Here is a 21,396-nt window from a genome sequence, read left to right on the forward strand (position 1 = left end):
CTTACTTTCGGCAGGTGCCGCTCGGCACGAGTCAGCGCGGAAAGGCACAATCGGCGCCATGACCACCCGCGAACAACGGCGCGTGAATCCGCTCGACCTGGTGATGCTCGTCCTCGCCGTGTTCTCGGTCGGGCTGCTCGCCTACGTGACGTTCTTCCCGCATTCGGCGGAGACGGCGCACCGTGTCTTCGTCATCGACACGACGGTGTGCGGGATCTTCGCGCTGGAATTCCTCTGGCGGTGGCGGCGCAACGGCTGGGAGAAGCGGTTCCCGCTGCGCAACTGGTACGAAATCCTCGGCATGATCCCCATCGCGCATCCGGCGCTGCGCGGCTTCCGGCTGTTGCGGATCATCGTGGTGCTGGTCCGGCTCGCCCGTACGGCGGACCGGGCGTTCGGGGAGCGGTTCACCCAGCGGCTGGTCGAACGGCTTTCGCGGCCGATCGTGCTGGCGATCAAGAAGCCGATCACGATCGCGGTGCTCGACGAGGTCGTGAAGGTGCTGGAGACCGGGAACTATCCGCAGAACCTCGCGCGCTCACTCGGCGAGAACCAGACCCTGCTGCGGGGGATCATCGCGGAGAAGCTCAAGAACGATCCGCAGGCCGGACGGCTTTCGAAACTGCCGTTCCACGACGAGGTGGTGCGTTCGGTGATCGACACCGCGATGCGCGTGATCCTCGAAGTACTGACCGACCCGCGGATCGACGAATTCTTCGCGCATGTGGTGCGGGAGAACCGGGAGCAGATCCGCAGCGCCGTGCAGCTGGGGCTGAACGAGCGTGAGGACGACGAGGAACTGGCGGCGCGGTTGCCGACCAGGCCGCAGCATCAGCTGATGGACTGACCTCTTGAGGTACGCCGGGTGGGCGCGGCGGTCAGCGGATCCTCCGGCCACGGGTGTTTCGGATAGCGACCGCGAAGATCGGCGCGCACGGCCGCGTACCCGTTGCGCCAGAACGATTCCAGATCGGCGGTGACGGCGGCGGGCCGTCCGGCGGGGGAGAGCAGGTGCAGCACCACCGGGACACCCGCCAGCTCCGGCGTCGCGAGCCAGCCGAAGGTCTCCTGCAGTTTCACGGCCAGCACCGGCTGCTCGCTCGAATAGTCGACCCGGATCCGCGAACCCGACGGCACCTCCAGCCGATCCGGCGCCAGTTCGTCCAAACGCGACGCCTCGGGCCAGGGCAGCAATCCACGCAGCGCGGCGCCCGCGTCCAGCGATGCCAGGTCCGATCGGCGGCGAGCCGAGCCGAGGTCCAGCCAGCTGTCCACAGTGGACAACAAGTCCGCGTCGGCGACCGAAGGCCAAGGCGGCCCCAGTACTCGATGCAGGAAAGACAGTCGCTCGCGTAATCGCTTCCCGTCTTCCGACCAGCGGAGCAGGCCGAGTCCTTCGGTGCGCAAACCGTCCAGCAGCGCGGCGCGGATCGCGTCCGGCGCGGGTGAGCGCAACGGTTTCTCCGCGAGCACGATCGCCCCGAGCCGCCGCACCGAACGAGCGACGACGTCACCCGAAGACCAGCGCACTTCGTCCTCTGAGGACACCAGATTCGGTGCCGCGCGCACGGCGAGGTCCTCGTCGGCGGGGGCGGCCAGCCGGATGACGCCCTGTGCGCGGCCGGGATCGCGGGTCGCTTCGGCCACGGCCAGCCATTCGACGTCGGCGAGTCCGCTGCCGCGCGGGAGTTCGGCCGCGGTTCCGCCCGCCATCAGATACACCGGCGTCCCCGCGGCACGCCGTCGCGCGAGCCGCTCGGGATGCGCCAGCGCCACCACCAGCGCCGGATCGGACGCGTTGCCGCCATCGGGCACCAGCCGGGAAAGCCGTCGCACGTCACGCTTCCAGCGCTCGTCACCACGCACCCGGCGCAGCTCGGCTTCGAGGTCGGTCAGGGTGCCGCCGCTGTCCAGCAGCGCGACGACTTCGGCGGCAGAGCGCGCGTTGGTCCGCGCCGCGCCGTCCAGCAACGCCCTCGCCAGCCGCGGATGCAGGCCCAGCCCGGCCATCTTCCGGCCGCGCTCGGTGACCGTGCCGTCCTCCGCGGTCGCCCCGAGCGTGGTCAGCAACGCGCGCCCGGCGGCCAGCGCGCCTTCGCCGGGCGGGTCCCACCAGGCGAGGCCGGAACCGTCCGGAGTGGACCAGCAGGCGAGTTCGAGGGCGAACCGCGCCAGTTCCGCCGTCCGGATCTCGGGTTCGGGATAGGCGGGCAGCGAACCCTGCTCGTGCGCGGCCCAGCACCGGTACGCGCGGCCCGGCGCCTCACGTCCGGCGCGACCGGCTCGCTGTTCGGCGACCGCGGCCGAAACGCGGACCGTCGCCAATCCGGGCAGGCCGCGCCGGTGATCGACGCGGGGAACGCGGGAAAGTCCGCAGTCCACCACCGCGCGCACCCCCGGCACGGTCAGGCTGGACTCGGCGACCGACGTCGAGAGCACCACCCTGCGACGGTCGCGCGGGCGCAGCGCGTCGTCCTGGCTCGCCGCCGAAAGCCGTCCGTGCAAGGGCAGCACGTCGGCGTCGAGGCCGTTGAGAAGTCCGCTCACTCTGGCGATCTCCCCGGCGCCGGGCAGGAAGGCGAGGACGTCACCGTCCCCTTCGGACAGTGCTTTGTGGATCACGCGGGCCACGGTCGCCTCGATCCGCTCGCCGCGCGCGGGCGGGGAGTACGAGACCTCGACCGGATACGTCCTCGCGTGCGCGGTGATCACCGGCGCGTCGCCGAGCAGGGCCGCCAGCCGTCCGGAGGCCACCGTGGCGGACGTCGCGAGCAGCCGCAGGTCGTCCCGCAGCCCGGCGCGCACGTCCAGCAGCAGCGCGAGCAGGAGGTCCGCGTCGAGATGGCGTTCGTGGCATTCGTCGAGCAGGACGGTCGACACCCCGGCCAGCTCGGGATCGCCCTGCACCCGCCGGACCAGCAGTCCCGAGGTGACCACTTCGATCCGCGTCGAAGAAGACACCTTCCGATCGCCGCGGACCGAATAGCCGACCGTTTCACCGACCCGTTCGCCGAGCAGGGACGCCATCCTCGCCGCCGCGGCCCGTGCGGCGAGCCGCCGCGGTTCGGCGACGATCACCCGGCCTTCACCGTTGTCCAGCGCCAGCGGCACCAAAGTGGTCTTTCCGGTGCCAGGGGGCGCGACGAGGACCGCGGTGCCGTGGGCGTCGAGCGCGGCTTCGAGTTCGGGCAGGACGGCGCGAACCGGCAGATCGGGAAGGGTCACCGCTCGGTGACCTGTGGCGGAGGCGGGATCCGGTAGCCGGACGGGCCGATGTTGCGGTTCAGCGAATCGAGCCATTCCCCGGACGAAATCATCTTCTGGATCGCCTTGGCCACCGCCGCGCGGCCCTCGACGTCGTCCTTGCGCAGGCCGACGCCGTACTTCTCCTTCGAGAAGGGCTTGCCGACGACCCTCAGCAGTTCCGGGTTCTGCGCCACGTAACCGGCGAGGATGACGTCGTCGGTGGTCACCGCGTCCACCTGCCCGGCGAGCAACGCCGTGACGCAGTCCTGGTAGCGCGGGTACTCGACGAGCTGCACGGCCTGGGCGAACTTGTCGCGCACCTGCTCGGCGGAGGTGGTGCCGCCCACGGCGCACAGCTTGCGGCCGTTGAGGTTCTCGGGGCCGGTGATGTCGGTCGACCGGAGGCGGACGAGGAGATCCTGGCCGGTGTCGAAATAGGGGCCGGCGAACGCGACCACCTGTTTGCGTTTTTCGGTGATCGAGTAGGTCGCCACCATCAGATCCGTGATCCCCGAGGTGATGTCCGTCTCGCGGGACGACGGTCTGCTGTCGTGCCAGGTGATGTGATCCTCGTCGACGCCCAATTCGCTCGCCACGTACTTCGCCACGTCGACGTCGAAGCCGACGTACCGGCCGTCGACCGTCCGCTTGGAAAGGCCCGGCTGGTCGAAGCGGATGCCGATGGTGAGCTTGTTGGACGCGACGGCGCGCGCGACGAGGGAATCCGCCGGACCGGCCTCTTCGCCGCAGGCCGCCGCTGTGACCAGCATCAAGCAGACCACCAGCAGGGCGCGTCCCCTCATCGGGTGCCTCCGTCCGCCGCCTCACGTTGTTCTCAGGGTCGGCGGTTAGCCTAGGCCCGTGCGTAGACCGCCCCAAGTCGTACTCGACGCCGTGGGCACACTCGCCCGGCTCGGACTGGCCGCCGTCTGGTTGGTTTCCGGAGCGCTGAAGATCAGCGCCCCGGGGCAGACCTACATCGCGGTCCAGGCGTTCGATGTCCTGCCGGACGGGCTCGTCCGCCCGGTCGCGATCGGGATGCCGCTCGTCGAACTGGCGCTCGGCCTGTTCCTGCTCGCCGGGTTCGTCACCCGGTGGGTGTCGGTGCTGTCGGTGCTGCTGCTCGCGGTGCTCATCGCCGCGATCGCCCAATCCTGGGCGCGCGGGCTGAGCATCGATTGCGGCTGTTTCGGCGGCGGCGGTCAGATCGCCGCGGACCAGACGCGGTATCCGCAGGAGATCGCCAGGGACCTCGGATTCGCGCTCCTGGGGGTCTGGCTGATCGTGCGGCCGCGGACCTGGCTTTCCGTGGACGGCTGGCTCGGGAACTCTCGCGCCTCCGCCGACGACGACTATGTGGGTATCGCTGAAGGGAACGAATAATCGTGGGTGGAGCTGAGCGCAACGCTCGGAAACGCAAACAGCAGCAGACGGCGGCGCGTTCGGTGGCACAGGCCAGGGGCGTCGCGGGCGGCGACAAGAAGAAGGTCGTCGCGATCACCGTCGCGGTGGTCGTCCTCGCCGCGCTGGTGATCGGTGGCGTCATCTGGACGACGTCCAGCAAGGACAGCACCGAGGGCAAGGTGATCGGCGCGCAGACGGGCACATCGGCGCCCGGTGTCGTCGAGAAACGCGACGGGGCCGTCGTGACCGTCGGCAAGCCCGAGGCGAAGAAGACCATCGACGTCTACGCCGACTTCCTGTGCCCGGTCTGCAAGCAGTTCGAGGAGACCTTCAAGGGGCAGATCGAGGAGCAGGTGAACAACGGGACCCTGCAGGTCCGGTACCACATGCTGCCGATGCTGAACCAGCGTTCCGACCCGCCCGGCTACTCGCTGGACTCCGCCAACGCCTCCCTCGCTGCGGCCGACGCCGGCAAGTTCCTCGCCTTCCACGACGCGCTGTTCAAGGACCAGCCGGAGGAAGGCGGTCGCGGGTTCGACAAGGCGCAGCTGATCAAGCTCGGCCAGGACGTCGGCATCACCGACCCGACCTTCGTGGTCAAGGTCAACAGCGGCGCGTACGAGCAGGAGATCCAGGACGCGTACAAGAAGATCTCCACGGACCCGTCGCTGCAGCAGGACTTCGGCAACGGCCCCGGTTTCGGCACGCCGACCGTCACTTCGAACGGGCAGGTCGTGAAGCTCGAGCAGGACTGGGTGAAGAAGGTCGTCAGCTAGTTCGCATTTAGTCCTCTGAATGCGTTGGTTGCGTGTGCAAGTACCGCATTCAGAGGACTAATTGCGGGCGTGTCAGGGGTGCGAAGCGGCGGCGACGGCGGCGAAGGCCTGTACGCGCGCTGTCTCCGCGGAGCGCGGCCAGACGAGGCCCCACTCGACGTCGGGTGAGCCGGCGAAGGGCACGAAGCGGATCCGCGGGTGGCTGAAGTACTCCCGCGCGTGTGCGGCGAGCGGGCAGATACCGGCACCGGTGGCGATCGCGGCGAGTAGCTCTTGAAACGTCGCGAAGGGCGTTCCCCGGCTTACGGGATGCCCGGCGGGCGTCAGCCACTGTCGCGGTTCTTCGATCCAGTACGGCTCCGGCGGGTGAGCCGCGCGAAGGACGGTGTCGCGGGCGAGGTCATCGAGGGTGACTGACTTCCGTCGCGCGAAAGGGTGTTTCGACGACACCGCGAGCACCATCGGTTCGGTGTACACGGCCGGTCCGGTCGTAAGATCGGGTTCGTCGACTGGAAGCAGTGTCACCAGCACGTCGATCTCACCCGATCGCAGCATCGCGAACGGGTCGGCGAAATCAGCCTCGCGAATGAGCAGTTCGGTGTCCGGGTAACGCTGCCGGAAACGGTCGAGCAGCTCTTCGGTCAGGTCGGCGACGCCGGGTGCCTCGAAGCCCAGCCGCAGCACGCCGCCGATCCCGCGGCCGGCCGCGATCGCGCGGTCGACGCCCTCGTGCAGCGCGCGGTAGGCGGGGCCGAGGTCGTCCCGAAGCCGTTCGCCGATCGGCGTGAGCCGGACCCGTCGGCTGGTGCGGGCGAACAGCGGTACCCCGATCCGGCGCTCAACCTGCTTGATCGACTGGCTCACCCTCGCCTGCGAGACGTGCAGACGCTCCGCGGTGCGGCCGAAATGCAGCTCGTCGGCCAGCGTCAGGAAGATCTCGATATCCCGCAGTTCCATAATCTCCAGGTTATCGATAAGGGCCGGTACCGGTCACCGGGAACCGTATTTCTCGCAGGTCTAGACCATCGATGCTGTGTCATGTGTTAATTCAAGCAATGAATTTACGCGTTCTCGGCATGGGTGGTGAGGTATGACGAAATTCGTGGTCCGGCTCGCTCTGCTGTTCGTTTCGTGTCTCGCGCTGGCGTCGGCGCCGGTGGCGGCGCAGGCGGCACCCGCGTTCAAGGTGCTCGCGTTCTACAACGGCACCTACGACGCGGCGCACATCAGCTTCGTCAAGGAAGCCAACCAGTGGTTCCCGAAAACCGCTTGGCAGAACAACTTCAGCTACACCGCGACCAACGACTGGAACCGGCTGAGCTCGCTGCAGCCGTCGCAGTATCAGGTCGTGCTGTTCCTGGACGACCTGCCGCAGACCTCCTCGCAACGCTCGGGCTTCGAGCGCTACATGAACGCGGGCGGCGCGTTCTTCGGCTTCCACGTGGCCGCGTTCACCACCAATCCATCCACTTGGGACTGGTACCACAACAGATTCCTCGGCACGGGTGCGTTCAAATCCAACACCTGGGGGCCGACGACGGCGACGCTGAAGGTGGAGAACCGGCCGCATCCCTCGACCACGCGGCTGCCCGCGACGTTCACCTCGTCGGTGAGCGAGTGGTACGCCTGGACCAGCGACCTGCGCAAGAACCCGGACATCCGGATCCTCGCGTCGGTGGACCCGGTGAGCTTCCCGCTCGGGACCGATCCGAACCAGTCCTGGTACAGCGGGTACTACCCGATCCTCTGGACCAACGCCAAGTACAAGATGCTCTACGCCAACTTCGGGCACAACAAGATGAACTACGAGACGAACCAGCCGCTTTCGTCGACCTTCGGCAGTGAGGTGCAGAACCGCTTCGTCGTCGACGGTCTGCTGTGGCTCGGTGGAAGGCAAACCGCGCGAGGATGAGCCGGGCCCTGCGCTCTTTCCGCAGGTCAGAGGCGTCGGTGGTAGCAAAGGTCCCTTGCTCTCCCGCGGTGCCGTGAAGGCCTCCTTGCCTACCCTGAAGGTAGTGAAGGAGGCCTTCACGGACGGCCCGCGGTGTGCCCAGAGCCGGGTGGTAGCAAAGGTCCCTTGCTACTCCTCGATGGCGCCCCCGACCGCCCGCAGATGCTGCCGGAACGTCAGCGAAGGCGACTTCGCCCGCTCCGCGAGGAAGTCGGCGAAGCGGACCTGTTCGCGAAGGGACTCTCCGCCGCGTATCCGGTCGGCCTGGCGCCGCTCGGTGTCGCGGATGCCTTCGGCGCGGTCGAGGACCTCGTCCGCCCGGTCGGTGGGGACGAACAGGACGCCGTCCTCGTCGCCGAACACGAGGTCTTCCCGCGTCACCGTCCAGTCCCCGACGACGGCCGATTCGAGCGCGCCGTCCGGGCGGGCGGAGACCGAGAGCGGGCCGGTCGGGATCGAACCGAGGCTGAACACCGGCAGCCCGATCTTCTTGATGTCGGCGGTGTCGCGGTGCAGCCCCCAGATCACCACACCGCTCAGCCCGGCCGCCTCCGCTTCGAGGACCGCGAGGTCCCCGACGCAGCTCTCGTCGAGCCTGCCGCCGTTGTCGACGACGAGGACGTCGCCGGGGTTCGCGATTTCATACGCCTCCAGGAAGACATCGACGCTGCCGACGTGGCGGGCGGGGGTGACCCGCCCGGCCACGCGGGCGCCGGGCACGACCGAGTGCGTGCCCGCGGGCGCGCACCGGACCTGAACGCCGGCGCGCACACAGCCGTCGGTCAGATGCGCGGTGGTCAGCAGGGAGAACCGCTGCCGAAGCTCTTCGGGATCCATGCCCCGACTTTAGCCACGGCGCCACACCACGAGCTTGTCGTAGTAGTCGTCGTCCTGCAGAGTTCCCATGATCTCCCCGTTGTCGCCCACGATCGCGCCGCACCCGCTGGAGGGGGCGGGAAGCGTCTCGACCGGGCCGCCCGGCGTCCACGCCGCGGGAATCGTGGCGGTGCCCATGGTCCGCAAGCAGCCGGTGAGGAGTCCCGACCCGTTGAGCGCGGTCACCGTCATGGTCTCGGGTACCGGGATGGAGGTGTCAGGGGCCGTCCAAAGCCGTTGGCCCCCTTGGAGGTCGGCCAGCACCTTGCCGTCCCGGATCGCGAGGGCGCGTGCTTCGCGGACGCCCTCGGGAAGGACCAGTTGCCGTGCCGCGCCGTCCTTCCAGAGCCAGACGCCGCCGAACTGTTCCTGCATCAGGATCGTGCCGTCGTGGTCGATGTCCACCGGGCTGAGCAGCGGCGGGGAGTCCAGGAGGACCGGGTGCGCGCGGTCGCCGGCCGGCCAGAACGCCGCCCATGAGCCATAGCGAGGATCGTTGTACACGCGGCCGACGATGTCGCCGCGGTTGTTCATCCCGGTGACGACCGTCTGGGCATATCCCGGGACCGTTTCCAGGAGCTGGAACCCGCCGTCCTGGTGGACGAACGAGCGTTTGGTCCCCGTCGAGCTCGCGTATCCGTTCGCGAGAATCGCCTTCGACGTGTTCTCGTCCACGGCTTCGACCGAGCCGTAGCCCGCCGGGAAGCCGTGGTTGCGCACCCTCCAGCCCGACCAGGTGAGCAGTCCCCGGTCGGAGTGCCCCGCGTAGCTTCCGGCCCCATCGGTGGCCACCACCCGGATGGCGTCTCCGCCCGGCGGCCGCAGGTAGCTCATCGTCCAGCCGCTCGCCGACGCCGTGCCCGCCGACACCAGTCCGGCGGCGACGGTGGCTGCCAAGACCAAGCTCGTCCGTTTCATCGTTAACCCCCTGTGAGTCGTGTTCTCCCTGTTTAACGGGGGTGCGGCTCGCCCGTCTGCGTCACCTGACACGCAAGGTGCCGTAAGTAACATCCGTTCAGACCTGTATGTAAGGGGTTGATAAATACAAACCTGTCTGTATCTTCAGTGGCAGCAGCGACCCGGCAACGACAAGGAGCGTCGTGGTGGCCAACAAGGTGTACGTCGTCGGCGTGGGCATGACGAAGTTCGAGAAACCCGGCCGCCGTGAGGGCTGGGACTACCCGCAGATGGCCAAGGAATCCGGGACCAAGGCGCTCGCCGACGCCGGGATCTCCTTCGACGAGGTGCGGCAGGCCTACGTCGGCTACGTCTACGGCGAGTCGACCTCGGGGCAGCGCGCGGTCTACGAACTCGGCATGACCGGGATCCCGGTCGTCAACGTCAACAACAACTGCTCGACCGGGTCGACCGCGCTGTACCTGGCCGCGGAAGCGATCCGGGGCGGCCGTGCGGACTGCGCGCTCGCGCTCGGCTTCGAGAAGATGCAGCCCGGATCGCTCGGCTCGACCTACGACGACCGCGAGCAGCCGATGGGCAGGCACATCCAGGCGCTCGCCGAAATCTCCGAGGTGCTCTTCCCGCCCGCGCCGTGGATGTTCGGCGCGGCCGGCCGTGAACACATGAAGACCTACGGCACCACCGCCGAGCACTTCGCCAAGATCGGCGAGAAGAACCACCGGCATTCGGTGAACAATCCGTACGCGCAGTTCCAGGAAAGCTATTCGCTGCAGGACATCCTCGACTCGCGGATGATCTACGACCCGCTCACGAAACTCCAGTGCTCGCCGACCTCGGACGGTTCCGGCGCGGCGATCCTCGCCAGCGAGTCCTTTGTGGACTCGCATGGGCTGGCCGGGCAGGCCGTGGAGATCGTCGGGCAGGCGATGACCACCGACTTCGCCAGCACCTTCGACGGGACCGCGAAGAACATCATCGGCTACGACATGAACGTCCAGGCCGCGCGCCAGGTGTACGACCAGGCCGGGCTCGGCGCGGAGGACTTCCAGGTCATCGAGCTGCACGATTGCTTCTCCGCCAACGAACTCCTGCTCTACGAAGCGCTCGGACTCTGCGCCGAAGGGGAGGCCGGGAAGCTCGTCGACTCCGGAGACACCACCTACGGCGGGAAGTGGGTCGTCAACCCGTCCGGCGGGCTGATCTCCAAGGGACATCCGCTCGGCGCCACCGGCCTCGCGCAATGCGCCGAACTGACCTGGCAGCTGCGCGGGACCGCCGACAAACGCCAGGTCGACGGCGTTCAGGCCGCGCTGCAGCACAACATCGGACTCGGCGGCGCCGCCGTCGTCACCGCCTACCAGCGCGCCGAGCGCTGATCCCGAAAGGAAGAACCATGGGCAAGATCAGTGCCTCCGTCGAACTCCCCGCCGCTCCCGACAAGGTGTGGGCGGAGTTCTCCAACCCCAACAACTTCGAGAAGTGGCTGACCATCCACACCAAGTGGAAGGGTGAGGTCCCGGCCGAATTCTCCAAGGGAGCACAGGCTTCCGAGGTCGTCACGATGCTCGGGATGCCGAACACGATCACCTGGACCGTAGACGAGTTCGAGGCGCCGTCGAAGCTGGCGATCTCCGGGACCGGGATGGCCGGGGTGAAGGTCAAGTTCGAGCTGTCGGTGGAGGCGTCCGGAGACGGTTCGCTCGCCAGCATCGACGCGGAGTTCGCCGGTCAGATGATCGTCGGCGCGCTCGGCAAGGCCGTCGAGAAGGACGGCAAGAAGAACCTCGACGCCTCCCTCGAGAACTTCAAGGCGCTGGTCTCGTGACCGAGCGGTTCGACCCCGGCGGGCTCGGCAAATGGACCGACGAGTCGCGGTTCGAGGTCACGCGCGAGCGGCTGATCGAGTACGCGAAAGCCACCAACGACCCGATCCCGGCGCATCTCGCCGGTGACGTCGCGAGCCCCGTGTTCGCGATCGTGCCGGTGTTCGAGTCGCTGATGGAACCCGCGCTCGAAGTCGTCCCGGTCGGCTTGTTCGGCCGGATCGTGCACGGGGAACAGGAGTTCCGGTTCCACCGGCCGATCCGCCCCGGCGACAAACTCGTGTCGCGGGCGCGGATGACCGGTTACGAGGGCCTGCCGAACGGCACCCGCGGCACGATCCATCTCGAATGCCGGACCGACGAGGGTGACCTGGTCAACGAGCAGTACGTGACGCTGTTCGTGCGCGGGTTCGACACCGGGGAGACCCGCGGCGAACTCGGGCCGGACCACAAGTTCGACGAAGGCCTTCGTGCGCAGGCGCCGGTGGCGAAGGTGAATCAGCACATCGACGACGACCAGACGTATCGGTACGCGCCCGCCGCCGGCGACCCGATGCCGATCCATCTCGACGAAGAGGTCGCGAAGGATTCGGGGCTGCCGGGGATCATCGCGCACGGCCTGTGCACGATGGCGTTCACTTCGTGGGCGCTGCTGACCGAGGTCGCCGGGTCCGATGTGGACAGACTGAAGCGGTTCGCCGTCCGGTTCGCCAAGCCGGTGCTGCCCGGCCAGGACCTGACGACGCGGATCTGGCGCGCGGGCGCCGGGAGCTACGCGTTCGAAACCACCGTCGGCGAAACCGTCGTGATCAAAGACGGTCTCGCGGAATTCGCGGAGTAGGAGCAAAGCCATGGGAGCACTCGACGGACGCGTCGCCGTCATCACCGGCGCCGGACGCGGGATCGGCCGCGAGCACGCGCTGCTGTTCGCGCGCGAGGGCGCGAGCGTCGTGGTCAACGACCTCGGCGGGGCGAACGACGGCAGCGGCAGCGACGCCGGGCCCGCGCAGGAGGTCGTCGACGAGATCCGCGCGGCGGGCGGGAAGGCGGTGGCGAACACGGCCAACGTCGCCGACTGGGCGGGTGCCGCCGAGCTGGTGACGCAGGCGGTGGAGGAATTCGGCAAGCTCGACGTCGTCGTGAACAACGCCGGCATCCTGCGCGACGCGTTCATCGCCGGTCTCGAGGAGTCCCAATGGGATTCCGTGATCGCCGTGCATTTGAAGGGGCACGCGGCGGTGCTGCGGCACGCGGCCGCCTACTGGAAGGCCACGAGCAAGGCGGGCGAGCCGGTGGCGGGCTCGGTGATCAACACCGCCTCGGCGTCCGGGACCACGCTGCCGAACGCGGGACAGGCGAACTATGGCGCGGCGAAGGCGGGAATCGCCGCGCTGACGCTGGTCGCCGCCGAGGAGCTGGAACGCTATGGCGTGCGGGTGAACGCGATCGCGCCGATCGCGCGCACGCGGCTCACCCTGGCGACGCCGGGAATGGGCGCGATCTTCGCCCAAGAGGTGGAAGAGGGGGAGTTCGACGCGTTCTCCCCGGCGAACATCTCGCCGCTGGTGGCCTACCTCGCGACCGAGAAATGCCCGCTCACCGGCAAGGTGTTCGCGGTCCAGGGCGGCGCGATCTCCGAACTCGCGGGCTGGCACGACGTCAAGGTGATCGAAACCGAGGCCGCCTGGGAGATCGACGACATCGCCGCGAGGCTCCCGTGATCGAGTGGTCCGAGACCGAACTGCTGATCAGGGACGCGATCCGGGAGTTCGTCGACAAGGAGATCCGGCCGCACCTCGACGCGCTGGAAAGCGGGACGCTGCCGCCGTACGACATCATCCGGAAGATGTTCGCGTCCTTCGGCATCGACGCGCTCGCCCGGGAATCGGTGTCGAAGCTGCTGTCGAAGTCTCCTGGATCCGGTTCGGGTGGCGGCCTGGCGTTCGGTGGGCAGGAGGCGATGGCGCTCATCGCGGTGAGCGAGCTGGCGGGGGTCAGCCTCGGCATCGTCGCTTCGCTCGGCGTGAGCATCGGGCTGACCGCGCAGACGATCCTGACGAAGGGTACGCAAGCGCAGAAGGAGCGCTGGCTGCCCGGGCTGGCGACGTTCGAGAAGGTCGGGGCGTGGGCGATCACCGAACCCGACTCCGGTTCGGACGCTTTCGGTGGCATGAAGACGTCGGTGCGGCGCGACGGTGACGAGTACGTCCTCAATGGACAGAAGACGTTCATCACCAACGGGCCCTACGCCGACACGATCATCGTGTACGCCAAGCTGGACGACGGCTCGGAGGTCCGGGACCGCAAGGTGCTGACGTTCGTGCTGGACAAGGGCATGCCGGGACTCACGCAGGGCAAACCGTTCAAGAAGATGGGCATGATGTCGTCGCCGACCGGCGAGCTGTTCTTCAGCGACGTCCGGCTCGGGCGGGACAGGCTGCTCGGCGAGTCCGAGACCGGCCGCGACGGCGACAGCAAGGCCGAGGTGAAGTCCGGGTTCGCCGTCGAGAGGATCGGGGTCGCGGCGCTGGCGCTCGGGATCATCAACGAATGCCATCGGCTGTGCGTGGACTACGCGAAGAACCGGAAGCTGTGGGGCCAGGAGATCGGACGGTTCCAGCTGATCCAGCTCAAGCTGGCGAAGATGGAGGTCGCGCGGATCAACGTGCAGAACATGGTCTTCCAGCTGATCGAGACCCTGCGCGCGGGCAAGATGCCGACGCTGGCCGAAGCTTCGGCGATGAAGCTGTACTCGTCGGAGGCGGCCACCGAGGTCGCGATGGAGGCCGTGCAGCTCTTCGGCGGCAACGGGTACATGGCGGAGTACCGGGTGGAGCAGCTGGCGCGGGACGCGAAGTCGCTGATGATCTACGCGGGGAGCAACGAGATCCAGGTGACGCATATCGCGAAGGGCCTGCTGGGTCGCTGAGGGAGCAAGGGACCTTTGCTACCACGCAGGGGTCCGGCTCCCCGACGGACGACTCCCGTGCTTGGGCGGACGACACGCGTGATCAGACGGACGACACGCGTGATTGGAGGCGGAACTCGCGTGATCGGGGCCGGAACTCGCGTGTTTGGGGGCGTTCCGGCTCCAAACACGCGAGTTCCGCGCCCGATCACGTGAGTGCGGGGTCAGTCGCGTTCGATCAGGTGACCGACGACCTCCGGGCCGGGGTGGGCGTGGCCGGAGCCGTCGCGACGGAGGTCGACTTCGGGGAGTTCCACCGGGTCGCCGTTGCGGGCGGCACCGGCGGGGCGCGGGCCGATCCAGCCGACGATCAGCCGCGTTTCGCCCTTGAGGAACCGCTGCGCCCGGACGCCGCCGGTCGCGCGGCCCTTGGCCGGGTACTCGCTGAACGGGGTCACCTTCACGCTCGCGCCGGTCGCGGTGACGACCATCGGCTCGCCGTGTTCGGCGTCGTCGGTGCGGATCGCGCCGAAGAAGACCACTTCCGCCTCGCCGCGCACGGCGATGCCCGCCATGCCACCACCCTTGAGACCCTGCGGCCGCACGAGCGAAGCGGCGTAGCGCAGCAGTGACGCTTCGGACGACAGGAACGCCAGCGTCTCGTTGCCGTCGGTGAGCCAGGTGGCGCCGACGACCTCATCGCCGTCCTTCAGGCTGATCACGTCGAACTCGTCGGAACGGACCGGCCATTCCGGCGCGCACACCTTCACGACACCGTGCTTCGTGCCGAGCGCGAGGCCGGGGGAGCCGGCGGCCTGTTCGCCGAGCGGGGCCAGGCCGATGACGCGCTCGCCCTTTTCCAGCGGCACCAGTTCCTTCGCGGCCATCCCGCCGCGAAGCGACACCGTGCCCGCTTGCTCGGGCAGCACCGGCAGCGGCAGCACGTCGGTCTTGAAGGCGCGGCCGCGGTTGGTCACCAGCAGCACCTGCCCGCGGGCGGTCGAATGGACCACCGCGGCCACCGAGTCGTGTTTGACGCGGCCGTTGCGGCGCCGCACCTCCGACGCCTCCTCCGATTCCGCGGCCGTACGCGCGACCAGCCCGGTGGCCGACAGGATCACCTGGCACGGATCGTCGGCGACCTCCAGCGGACCCGACGGCTTCGACGCGGCGAGGACCTCTTTGAGGTCGCCGTCGATCAGCGCGGTGCGGCGTTCGGTCGGGTGGTCCTTGGCGATCTTGGCCAGCTCGGCCGAGACGACCTTCTTCAGCACCGACTCGTCGTCGAGGATCTTCGACAGCTCGGCGATCTCCTCGCGCAGCTTGTCCTGCTCGGATTCGAGCTCGATCCGGTCGTACTTCGTGAGCCGCCGCAGCGGGGTGTCCAGGATGTAGGTCGCCTGGATCTCCGAGAGCTTGAACCGCTTCATCAGGCCGTCCTTCGCGGCCGCGGCGTTCTCGCTCTCGCGGATCAGCTTGATCACCTTGTCGATGTTGAGCAGGGCGATCAGCAGACCGTCGACCAGGTGCAGCCGCTCTTCGCGTTTGCGGCGCCGGTACCGCGTGCGGCGGGTGACGACCTCGTAGCGGTGGCTGAGGAAGACCTCCAGCAGCGCCTTGAGCCCCAGCGTCTGCGGCTGCCCGTCCACCAGCACCAGGTTGTTGATGCCGAACGACTGCTCCAGCGGCGTGAGCCGGTACAGATCCGCCAGCAGCGCCTGCGGGTTCACGCCGACCTTGCATTCGATGACCAGCCGCGTGCCGTTCTCGCGGTCGGTGAGGTCCTTGACGTCGGCGATACCGGTGAGCCGCTTGGACTTGTTGACCTCGTCGGTGATCTTCTCGATCACCTTCTCCGGGCCGACGCCGTACGGCAGTTCGGTGATGGTGATGGCCTGACGGCCGCGGCTGCCCTCCAGCGGCCCGGTCTCGGCGCTGGCGCGCATGCGCACCACCCCGCGGCCGGTCTCGTACGCGCGGCGGACCTCGTCCAGCCCCAGCAGCGAACCACCGGTCGGCAGGTCGGGCCCCGGGACGTACTCCATCAGCTTGTCCAGCGTGGCGTTCGGGTGGTTGATCAGCCACCGCGCCGCGCCGATGACCTCGGACAGGTTGTGCGGGATCATGTTGGTCGCCATCCCGACCGCGATCCCGGACGTGCCGTTGACCAGCAGGTTCGGGAACGCCGCGGGCAGCACGGACGGCTCTTCGAGCGAGCCGTCGTAGTTCGGCCGGAAGTCGACGGTGTCCTCACCGAGCTCACCGACCAGCAACATCGCCTCGGGGGAGAGCCGCGCCTCGGTGTACCGCGAGGCGGCCGGGCCGTCGTCGGGGGAGCCGAAGTTGCCGTGCCCGTCGACCAGCGGGACGTTGAGCGAGAAGTCCTGCGCGAGCCGGACCATGGCGTCGTAGATCGCCGTGTCGCCGTGCGGGTGGTACTTGCCCATCACGTCGCCGACCACGCGGGACGACTTCACGTACGCGTGCGTCGGCCGGTAGCCGTTCTCGTTCATCGAGTACATGATCCGGCGGTGCACCGGCTTCAGCCCGTCCCGCGCGTCCGGGAGCGCCCGCGAGTGGATGACCGAATACGCGTACTCCAGGTACGAATCCTCGATCTCCGTCTTCAGCGAGTTGTCGAAGACGTTCGCGCCTGGTTTGTCGAACGCTGACGGGTCGACCTTGGTCGTGGTGCCCTTACGGCGTGCCATTGCTCAAAGCTCCTTGAATAGCAACGAAATCAGGCGTCGATGGCTTCGCGGTCGACCCGGTCGGAGGATTCGACCAGCCAGTTGCGGCGCGGCTCGACCTTCTCGCCCATCAACAGTTCGAGCGCGTTCTCCGCGGCTTCGACGTCGTCGAGGGTGATGCGGCGGACCGAGCGGGTGGCCGGGTTCATCGTGGTGTCCCACAGTTCGTCGGCGTCCATCTCGCCGAGACCCTTGAACCGCGGCACCGGTGTGACGATCTGCTTGCCGGCGCGTTCCAGCTCCGCGAACTTGGTCTCCATCTCCTTCTGGGTGAAGGTGAAGTGGGTTTCCGGGTTGCGGCCCTTGGTGACCAGTTTGTGCAGCGGCGGCATCGCGGCGTAGAGCCTGCCGTCCTCGATGACCGGCCGCATGTACTTGGCGAACAGCGTGATCAGCAGCGTGCGGATATGCGAACCGTCGACGTCCGCGTCGGCCATCAGGATCACCCGGCCGTAGCGCATGGTCGACAGATCGAACGTGCGCCCGCTGCCCGCGCCGAGCACCTGCACGATGGAGGCGATCTCGGCGTTCTTCAAGGTGTCGCCGAGCGACGCCTTCTGGACGTTGAGGATCTTGCCGCGCAAGGGAAGCAGCGCCTGGTACTCCGAGACGCGCGCCATCCGCGCCGAACCGAGGGCGCTGTCACCCTCGACGAGGAACAGCTCACTGCGGGAGACGCCGGTGGTGCGGCAGTCGACCAGCTTCGGCGGCATCGCCGCGCCTTCGAGCGCGGTCTTGCGCCGGGCCGCGTCCTTCTGCTGCTTCTGGGTGAGCCGGACGCGTGCCGCGTCGACCACCTTCTGCAGCACGATCTTCGCCTCGGACTTGGTCTTGCGCTCTTCGGTCCACGACCGGATGTGCTTGTCGACGATGCCCTGGATGACGCGGGTGATGCCGGCGGTGGACAGCTCGTCCTTGGTCTGCGAGGTGAACTGCGGCTCCGGCAGCCGGACGTGGACGACCGCCGTCATCCCTTCGAGCACGTCCTCGACGGTCGGCATGTCCTCCTTGGGCTTGAGCAGCCCGCGGGTTTTGGAAATGGCGTCCTGCAAGGCTTTCAGCACCGCGCGGTCGAAACCGCGGCGATGGGTGCCGCCGTGCACGTTGCGGATGGTGTTGGTGAAGCACTCCACCGTTCGCTCGTAGCCGGTGCCCCAGCGCAGCGCGACCTCGACCTCGGCGTGACGCACCACATTGGACTGCATGACACCGCTGGCGTCGGCCGCGTTCTCCTTGTACGTGCCTTCGCCGTTGATGATCAACGTGCCGCAGACGGGTTTCTCGCTGTCCGGGGCGAGGAAGTCGACCATGTCGGCGAGGCCGTTGGGGAAGTGGAAGGTCTCTTCGCTGATCGAGTCGTCGACGGCGGTGCGCAGCACGTACGTGACGCCGGGGACCAGGAACGCGGTGTTGCGCATCTTCGCGCGGACACCCTCGACGTCGAGCGCGGCTCCGCTCTCGAAGTAGCGCGAGTCGTACCAGTAGCGGATCGACGTGCCGGAGCGCTCGCCGCGCTTCATCTTGCCGGTGACGTTCAGCCCGGACTTGCGGGTGAACTTGGCCTTCGGGCCGGGCCCGTCGAACACGCCGGGGACGCCGTGCGCGAACGACATCTGGTGGACCTTGCCGCTCTGCTTCACCGTGACGTCGAAGCGGTGCGACAGCGCGTTCACCGCCGAGGCGCCGACACCGTGCAGACCGCCGGAGGTCTTGTAGCCCGAGCCGCCGAACTTGCCGCCCGCGTGCAGCCTGGTCAGCACCAGCTCGACACCGGACAAACCGGATTTGGCGTGCGTTCCGGTGGGGATGCCGCGCCCGTCGTCGTCGACCTGGACGCTGCCGTCGGCGTGCAGGGTGACCACGATCTTCGTGGCGTGACCCGCCACGCCCTCGTCGGTCGAGTTGTCCACGACCTCGGAGAACAGGTGGTTGATGCCGCGGCTGTCGGTGGAGCCGATGTACATACCGGGGCGCTTGCGGACCGCTTCCAGACCCTCGAGATGCGTCAGGTCGTCGGCCCCGTACAGGGTCTCAGCAGTCACTGGGTACTTCTCCTGGAGTCGTGGCTCGCGAACTAGCTCGTGGAGGTGGTGTTCAACGCGACACCGTACTGGAGGATATCCGTCCCCTCCGACAGCTTCGTTCTCCCGAGCCCCGCGTGTGGCGCATCACCCTGTCCCGATGGGCGGGTCACGGCTGGGGAAAGCGACTTCCTCAAGGCTCGGATGAGGCGTTATCGTTTCCGGTGTCACAGGGTGACGGGGGGAACAAGGTGGCCGTCGGAACCGGTCCCACACGCGTCTCGACCGCACAACGCGTCGTGAGTCTCTGGTATTTCGTGGTGGTCATCGGCTCGCTCGGCCTGCTCGCGCCGCTGCCGTTCGTGCACGCGGCCATCCGGCTGCGCCGCACGTTCGTGGTGCTGTACGTGTTCCTCTACGGCGGGGTCTCCTACGGTCTGCTCTATCTGCTCTCCCTCGAGGAGACGGAGGGCACGGTCGGGACGGTCATGGCCCTCTCGTGGTTCTTCGGCACGATCCTGTTGATCACCGTGTCCTGCGTCCATCTCGCGCTGCTGCGGAAGAAGATCCTCTACCCGCCGCCGACGGCGTGGGTCGAGTCCGGCATGCACTGCGGGCTGTTCTCGATCGACATCTCCGGGTTCGGCCAGGTCGGCCGCAGCAGCGAGATCTTCGTCCAGGTCCGGCGGATGCTCTTCGGCGTTCTCTCCACCGCCTTCGAGGCCAGCGGGATCGCCTGGGAGGCGTGCCTGAAGCGCGACACCGGGGACGGCATGATCGTCGTGGTCCCGCCGCATTTCCCGAAGTTCCGCCTGGTGTACCCGCTGGTGTCCCGGCTGGCCGCCGAGCTGGCCAGGTACAACGTCGGCACCGAGCCCGCCCTGCGGATCCGGGTCCGGGTGGCGATCCACGCCGGCGAGATCGCGCTCGACGAGTACGGCGTGACGGGGCGGCCGAAGGTGCTGCTCGCCCGGCTGCTGGACTCGCGCGTGCTGCGGGACGCGCTCACCGAAGCGCCGGACGAGTCGCCCGTGGTGGTGCTCGTGTCGGACCGGTTCCACGAGGACGTCCAGGACCAGGGCGGCCCCGGTCTCGACACGATGAGCTACCGGCAGGTGCTCGTGCACGAGAAGGAGACCGAGGTCCGCGCCTGGCTGCACGTCCCGGATCCGGTGTTCAGAGAGCTGCCGTGAGGACCTCCAGCGCGCTGTGCTGACGGGCGGCGTCGACCTTGTCGACCGGCCCCGCCCAGCGCAGGCCGTGCTGATCGAGCGACGTGCGGTTGTTCGCGATCGTCGAGTTCGCTTGGCGCGTCAGGTAAGCGCGGTACGGCCTGCCCGCCAGCGCCCGGTCGAGCTCGCCGAGCCCCCTGGCGTACGCGCCCTTGAACGACGGCCCGTCGGCCCCGCAGTCGCCGGACTCGCACGGGTCGCGCAGGATCCCGTTCGCGTGCAGGAGCGACGTCGTGGTGGAGGCGTCCGCGAGCCGCCGGGCCGTGGTGAGCAGGGCGGCGTCACCGGTCGCGCGCCGCAGTTCGACCAGCGCGCCGAGGACGATGCCCTGGTTGTAACTCCAGACGGCCTGGCCGTTGTTGGCGCAGGAGGCGTTCAGTCCGTCGTTGATCAGGGCGCTTCCGTTGATCATGCCGCTCGCGCGGAACCAGTCCCAGACCTCGCGTGCCCGCGCGAGCTGACGGGTGTCGCCGGGGATCCGGTTGTGCAGTGACGCGGCCACCTTGACGTACAGCTCGTTGGTGACGGCGTTCTTGTACGTCTTCGCCGTCGACCACCAGAGTCCGCCGCCGCAGGTCCCGTCGCGGTAGGAGTACATGTAGTCCGCCGCGATGACGGCGGTGTCGAGGTAGCGGCGGTCCTTCGTGAGGTCGTAGGCGCGGATCCAGGCGAGCGCCCACCAGCCGGTGTCGTCGATGTATTCGTTCGTGAAGTTGTCGCCGCGGTTGCGGTCGAAGGTGTTTCCGATGGCGTAGCGGTAGTTCTGCGAACCGGTTCGCGTGCTGTAGTCGAGGATCGCGGTGAGCGCGTTCGCCGAGTTCCACCAGCCCGTGGTCTGCCAGAGTCCCGTGCCGTTGTCGTAGAACTGCATGAGCGCGGTGGCCGCGGCTTCGGCGCGGTCCTTGGCGGCGACCGTGGTGCGGAACCACGGCGTGCACGCGATTTCCGGCCGGTCGCCCGCCTTTCCGCAGGCGCGCAGGGCGCCGAAACGGTGGGTGGCGGGGTCGTCGACGTTGAACATCAGGGTGCGCCAGCCGCGTTGACCGGACGGGATTTTCGTGTCGCCGATCCGGCTGTCGCCCGCCCAGGTGCGGCCGCCGTCGAAGGAGCGGTCGAGCCAGACTTCGTCGCCCGGGTTTCCGTTGGTGATGCTGCCCCAGCCCATGTTGTCGCCGTCGGAGAGGTGCAGCGTGATGGCGCGACCCCAGATGGAGGCCGTGCCGGGCCTTCTTTCGCCGACGGCCAAAGCGGGGTCGCGGCTGTCGCAGTACTTGGCGCAGATCGTCGCCTGGACGGTGGGTTCGGGAGTGGTGGCCGGCGTGAGAGCGAATGTCAACGTTGTCACAAGCAGGGAGGTGAGCCACATGGATTCGAGTGTGGGGGCGGTCACTTTCCGGGCCGATCAAGTCACCCTTTCAGCCCGCGTCGATGGTCTGGAATACTTCTTGCGTGCGTGAAGTTGAACGCTCAAGCAACGTAACCCCGGCCTAG

General features: G+C 68.1%; 18 protein-coding genes. 10 read left to right on the forward strand and 8 right to left on the reverse strand.

Annotated elements, in window-relative coordinates:
- The first annotated feature begins 58 nt into the window (after window positions 1-58).
- Window positions 59-847, forward strand: a complete 789-nt coding sequence (locus ED92_RS34965) for an ion transporter (RefSeq protein ID WP_037346006.1) — start codon at window positions 59-61, stop codon at window positions 845-847.
- Here ED92_RS34965 and hrpB read toward each other — a convergent pair.
- Both hrpB and ED92_RS34975 read right to left on the reverse strand, forming a co-directional pair.
- Window positions 832-3,225, reverse strand: coding sequence for an ATP-dependent helicase HrpB (gene hrpB, locus ED92_RS34970; RefSeq protein ID WP_037346009.1), 2,394 nt, complete (start codon window positions 3,223-3,225; stop codon window positions 832-834). The genes ED92_RS34965 and hrpB overlap by 16 nt on opposite strands.
- Complete coding sequence (locus ED92_RS34975) at window positions 3,222-4,049, reverse strand: glutamate ABC transporter substrate-binding protein (RefSeq protein WP_037346010.1); 828 nt, start codon at window positions 4,047-4,049, stop codon at window positions 3,222-3,224. The genes hrpB and ED92_RS34975 overlap by 4 nt, the downstream gene beginning before the upstream one ends.
- A gap of 91 nt (window positions 4,050-4,140) precedes the next feature.
- Here ED92_RS34975 and ED92_RS34980 point away from each other — a divergent pair, with 91 nt between their 5' ends.
- Both ED92_RS34980 and ED92_RS34985 read left to right on the forward strand, forming a co-directional pair.
- Complete coding sequence (locus ED92_RS34980; RefSeq protein WP_037346014.1) at window positions 4,141-4,629, forward strand: MauE/DoxX family redox-associated membrane protein; 489 nt, start codon at window positions 4,141-4,143, stop codon at window positions 4,627-4,629.
- Window positions 4,630-4,631: 2 nt separating this feature from the next.
- The gene (locus ED92_RS34985) at window positions 4,632-5,426 is read left to right on the forward strand and encodes a thioredoxin domain-containing protein (protein ID WP_037346017.1); all 795 of its coding nucleotides are present in this window, start codon (window positions 4,632-4,634) and stop codon (window positions 5,424-5,426) included.
- Window positions 5,427-5,498: 72 nt separating this feature from the next.
- Here the strand turns inward: ED92_RS34985 and ED92_RS34990 are convergent, their stop codons facing one another.
- Complete coding sequence (locus ED92_RS34990) at window positions 5,499-6,383, reverse strand: LysR family transcriptional regulator (protein WP_037346021.1); 885 nt, start codon at window positions 6,381-6,383, stop codon at window positions 5,499-5,501.
- A 133-nt stretch (window positions 6,384-6,516) separates the two neighbouring features.
- Between ED92_RS34990 and ED92_RS34995 the strand changes: the two genes are divergently transcribed.
- Window positions 6,517-7,338 (forward strand): ThuA domain-containing protein, encoded by an 822-nt coding sequence (locus ED92_RS34995; protein WP_037346024.1) that lies wholly within the window; start codon window positions 6,517-6,519, stop codon window positions 7,336-7,338.
- Between the two features lie 168 nt (window positions 7,339-7,506).
- Here ED92_RS34995 and ED92_RS35000 read toward each other — a convergent pair whose 3' ends face one another.
- Together ED92_RS35000 and ED92_RS35005 are read right to left on the reverse strand one after the other, a co-directional pair.
- Window positions 7,507-8,214, reverse strand: a complete 708-nt coding sequence (locus ED92_RS35000) for an RraA family protein (RefSeq protein ID WP_037346027.1) — start codon at window positions 8,212-8,214, stop codon at window positions 7,507-7,509.
- A gap of 9 nt (window positions 8,215-8,223) precedes the next feature.
- Window positions 8,224-9,171 (reverse strand): hypothetical protein, encoded by a 948-nt coding sequence (locus tag ED92_RS35005; RefSeq protein ID WP_200882786.1) that lies wholly within the window; start codon window positions 9,169-9,171, stop codon window positions 8,224-8,226.
- A 182-nt stretch (window positions 9,172-9,353) separates the two neighbouring features.
- On the opposite strand from ED92_RS35005, the gene ED92_RS35010 reads away from it, so the two are divergent.
- The 5 genes from ED92_RS35010 to ED92_RS35030 are packed head-to-tail and all read left to right on the forward strand — an operon-like array spanning window position 9,354 to window position 13,923.
- Window positions 9,354-10,547 (forward strand): lipid-transfer protein, encoded by a 1,194-nt coding sequence (locus ED92_RS35010; protein WP_199755096.1) that lies wholly within the window; start codon window positions 9,354-9,356, stop codon window positions 10,545-10,547.
- A 17-nt stretch (window positions 10,548-10,564) separates the two neighbouring features.
- Complete coding sequence (locus ED92_RS35015; RefSeq protein WP_016331679.1) at window positions 10,565-10,996, forward strand: SRPBCC family protein; 432 nt, start codon at window positions 10,565-10,567, stop codon at window positions 10,994-10,996.
- Entirely contained in the window at window positions 10,993-11,835 is an 843-nt protein-coding gene (locus ED92_RS35020) for a MaoC/PaaZ C-terminal domain-containing protein (RefSeq protein ID WP_037346029.1), read from the forward strand. Before ED92_RS35015 ends, ED92_RS35020 begins: the two co-directional genes overlap by 4 nt.
- A gap of 10 nt (window positions 11,836-11,845) precedes the next feature.
- Window positions 11,846-12,715, forward strand: a complete 870-nt coding sequence (locus tag ED92_RS35025; RefSeq protein ID WP_037346031.1) for an SDR family oxidoreductase — start codon at window positions 11,846-11,848, stop codon at window positions 12,713-12,715.
- Window positions 12,712-13,923 carry an acyl-CoA dehydrogenase family protein gene (locus ED92_RS35030; RefSeq protein ID WP_037346033.1) on the forward strand — a complete coding sequence of 404 codons (1,212 nt, stop codon included), beginning with the start codon at window positions 12,712-12,714 and terminating at the stop codon, window positions 13,921-13,923. The genes ED92_RS35025 and ED92_RS35030 overlap by 4 nt, the downstream gene beginning before the upstream one ends.
- Window positions 13,924-14,126: 203 nt before the next feature.
- Here the strand turns inward: ED92_RS35030 and ED92_RS35035 are convergent, their stop codons facing one another.
- Both ED92_RS35035 and ED92_RS35040 read right to left on the reverse strand, forming a co-directional pair.
- Window positions 14,127-16,613, reverse strand: a complete 2,487-nt coding sequence (locus ED92_RS35035) for a DNA topoisomerase (ATP-hydrolyzing) subunit A (protein WP_037346035.1) — start codon at window positions 16,611-16,613, stop codon at window positions 14,127-14,129.
- A gap of 29 nt (window positions 16,614-16,642) precedes the next feature.
- On the reverse strand, window positions 16,643-18,694 hold the full coding sequence (locus ED92_RS35040; RefSeq protein ID WP_037346037.1) for a type IIA DNA topoisomerase subunit B: 2,052 nt from the start codon (window positions 18,692-18,694) through the stop codon (window positions 16,643-16,645).
- Between the two features lie 278 nt (window positions 18,695-18,972).
- On the opposite strand from ED92_RS35040, the gene ED92_RS35045 reads away from it, so the two are divergent.
- Window positions 18,973-19,866: a hypothetical protein gene (locus ED92_RS35045; protein WP_235213448.1), complete on the forward strand. Its 894-nt coding sequence runs from the start codon at window positions 18,973-18,975 to the stop codon at window positions 19,864-19,866.
- Here the strand turns inward: ED92_RS35045 and ED92_RS35050 are convergent.
- Window positions 19,850-21,271 (reverse strand): glycoside hydrolase family 76 protein, encoded by a 1,422-nt coding sequence (locus tag ED92_RS35050; RefSeq protein ID WP_037346040.1) that lies wholly within the window; start codon window positions 21,269-21,271, stop codon window positions 19,850-19,852. The genes ED92_RS35045 and ED92_RS35050 overlap by 17 nt on opposite strands.
- Between the last annotated feature and the right edge of the window lie 125 nt (window positions 21,272-21,396).

This window comes from Amycolatopsis sp. MJM2582 (assembly GCF_000754115.1).
GTDB lineage: Bacteria > Actinomycetota > Actinomycetes > Mycobacteriales > Pseudonocardiaceae > Amycolatopsis > Amycolatopsis japonica.

Bases quoted from the DNA above. Each gene is read 5' to 3' on its own strand.
- ED92_RS34965 (WP_037346006.1), top strand. From the start codon at position 59: ATGACCACCCGCGAACAACGGCGCGTGAATCCGCTCGACCTGGTGATG.
- ED92_RS34975 (WP_037346010.1), bottom strand. From the start codon at position 4,049: ATGAGGGGACGCGCCCTGCTGGTGGTCTGCTTGATGCTGGTCACAGCG.
- ED92_RS34990 (WP_037346021.1), bottom strand. From the start codon at position 6,383: ATGGAACTGCGGGATATCGAGATCTTCCTGACGCTGGCCGACGAGCTG.
- ED92_RS34995 (WP_037346024.1), top strand. From the start codon at position 6,517: ATGACGAAATTCGTGGTCCGGCTCGCTCTGCTGTTCGTTTCGTGTCTC.
- ED92_RS35000 (WP_037346027.1), bottom strand. From the start codon at position 8,214: ATGGATCCCGAAGAGCTTCGGCAGCGGTTCTCCCTGCTGACCACCGCG.
- ED92_RS35005 (WP_200882786.1), bottom strand. From the start codon at position 9,171: ATGAAACGGACGAGCTTGGTCTTGGCAGCCACCGTCGCCGCCGGACTG.
- ED92_RS35015 (WP_016331679.1), top strand. From the start codon at position 10,565: ATGGGCAAGATCAGTGCCTCCGTCGAACTCCCCGCCGCTCCCGACAAG.
- ED92_RS35025 (WP_037346031.1), top strand. From the start codon at position 11,846: ATGGGAGCACTCGACGGACGCGTCGCCGTCATCACCGGCGCCGGACGC.
- ED92_RS35035 (WP_037346035.1), bottom strand. From the start codon at position 16,613: ATGGCACGCCGTAAGGGCACCACGACCAAGGTCGACCCGTCAGCGTTC.
- ED92_RS35050 (WP_037346040.1), bottom strand. From the start codon at position 21,271: ATGTGGCTCACCTCCCTGCTTGTGACAACGTTGACATTCGCTCTCACG.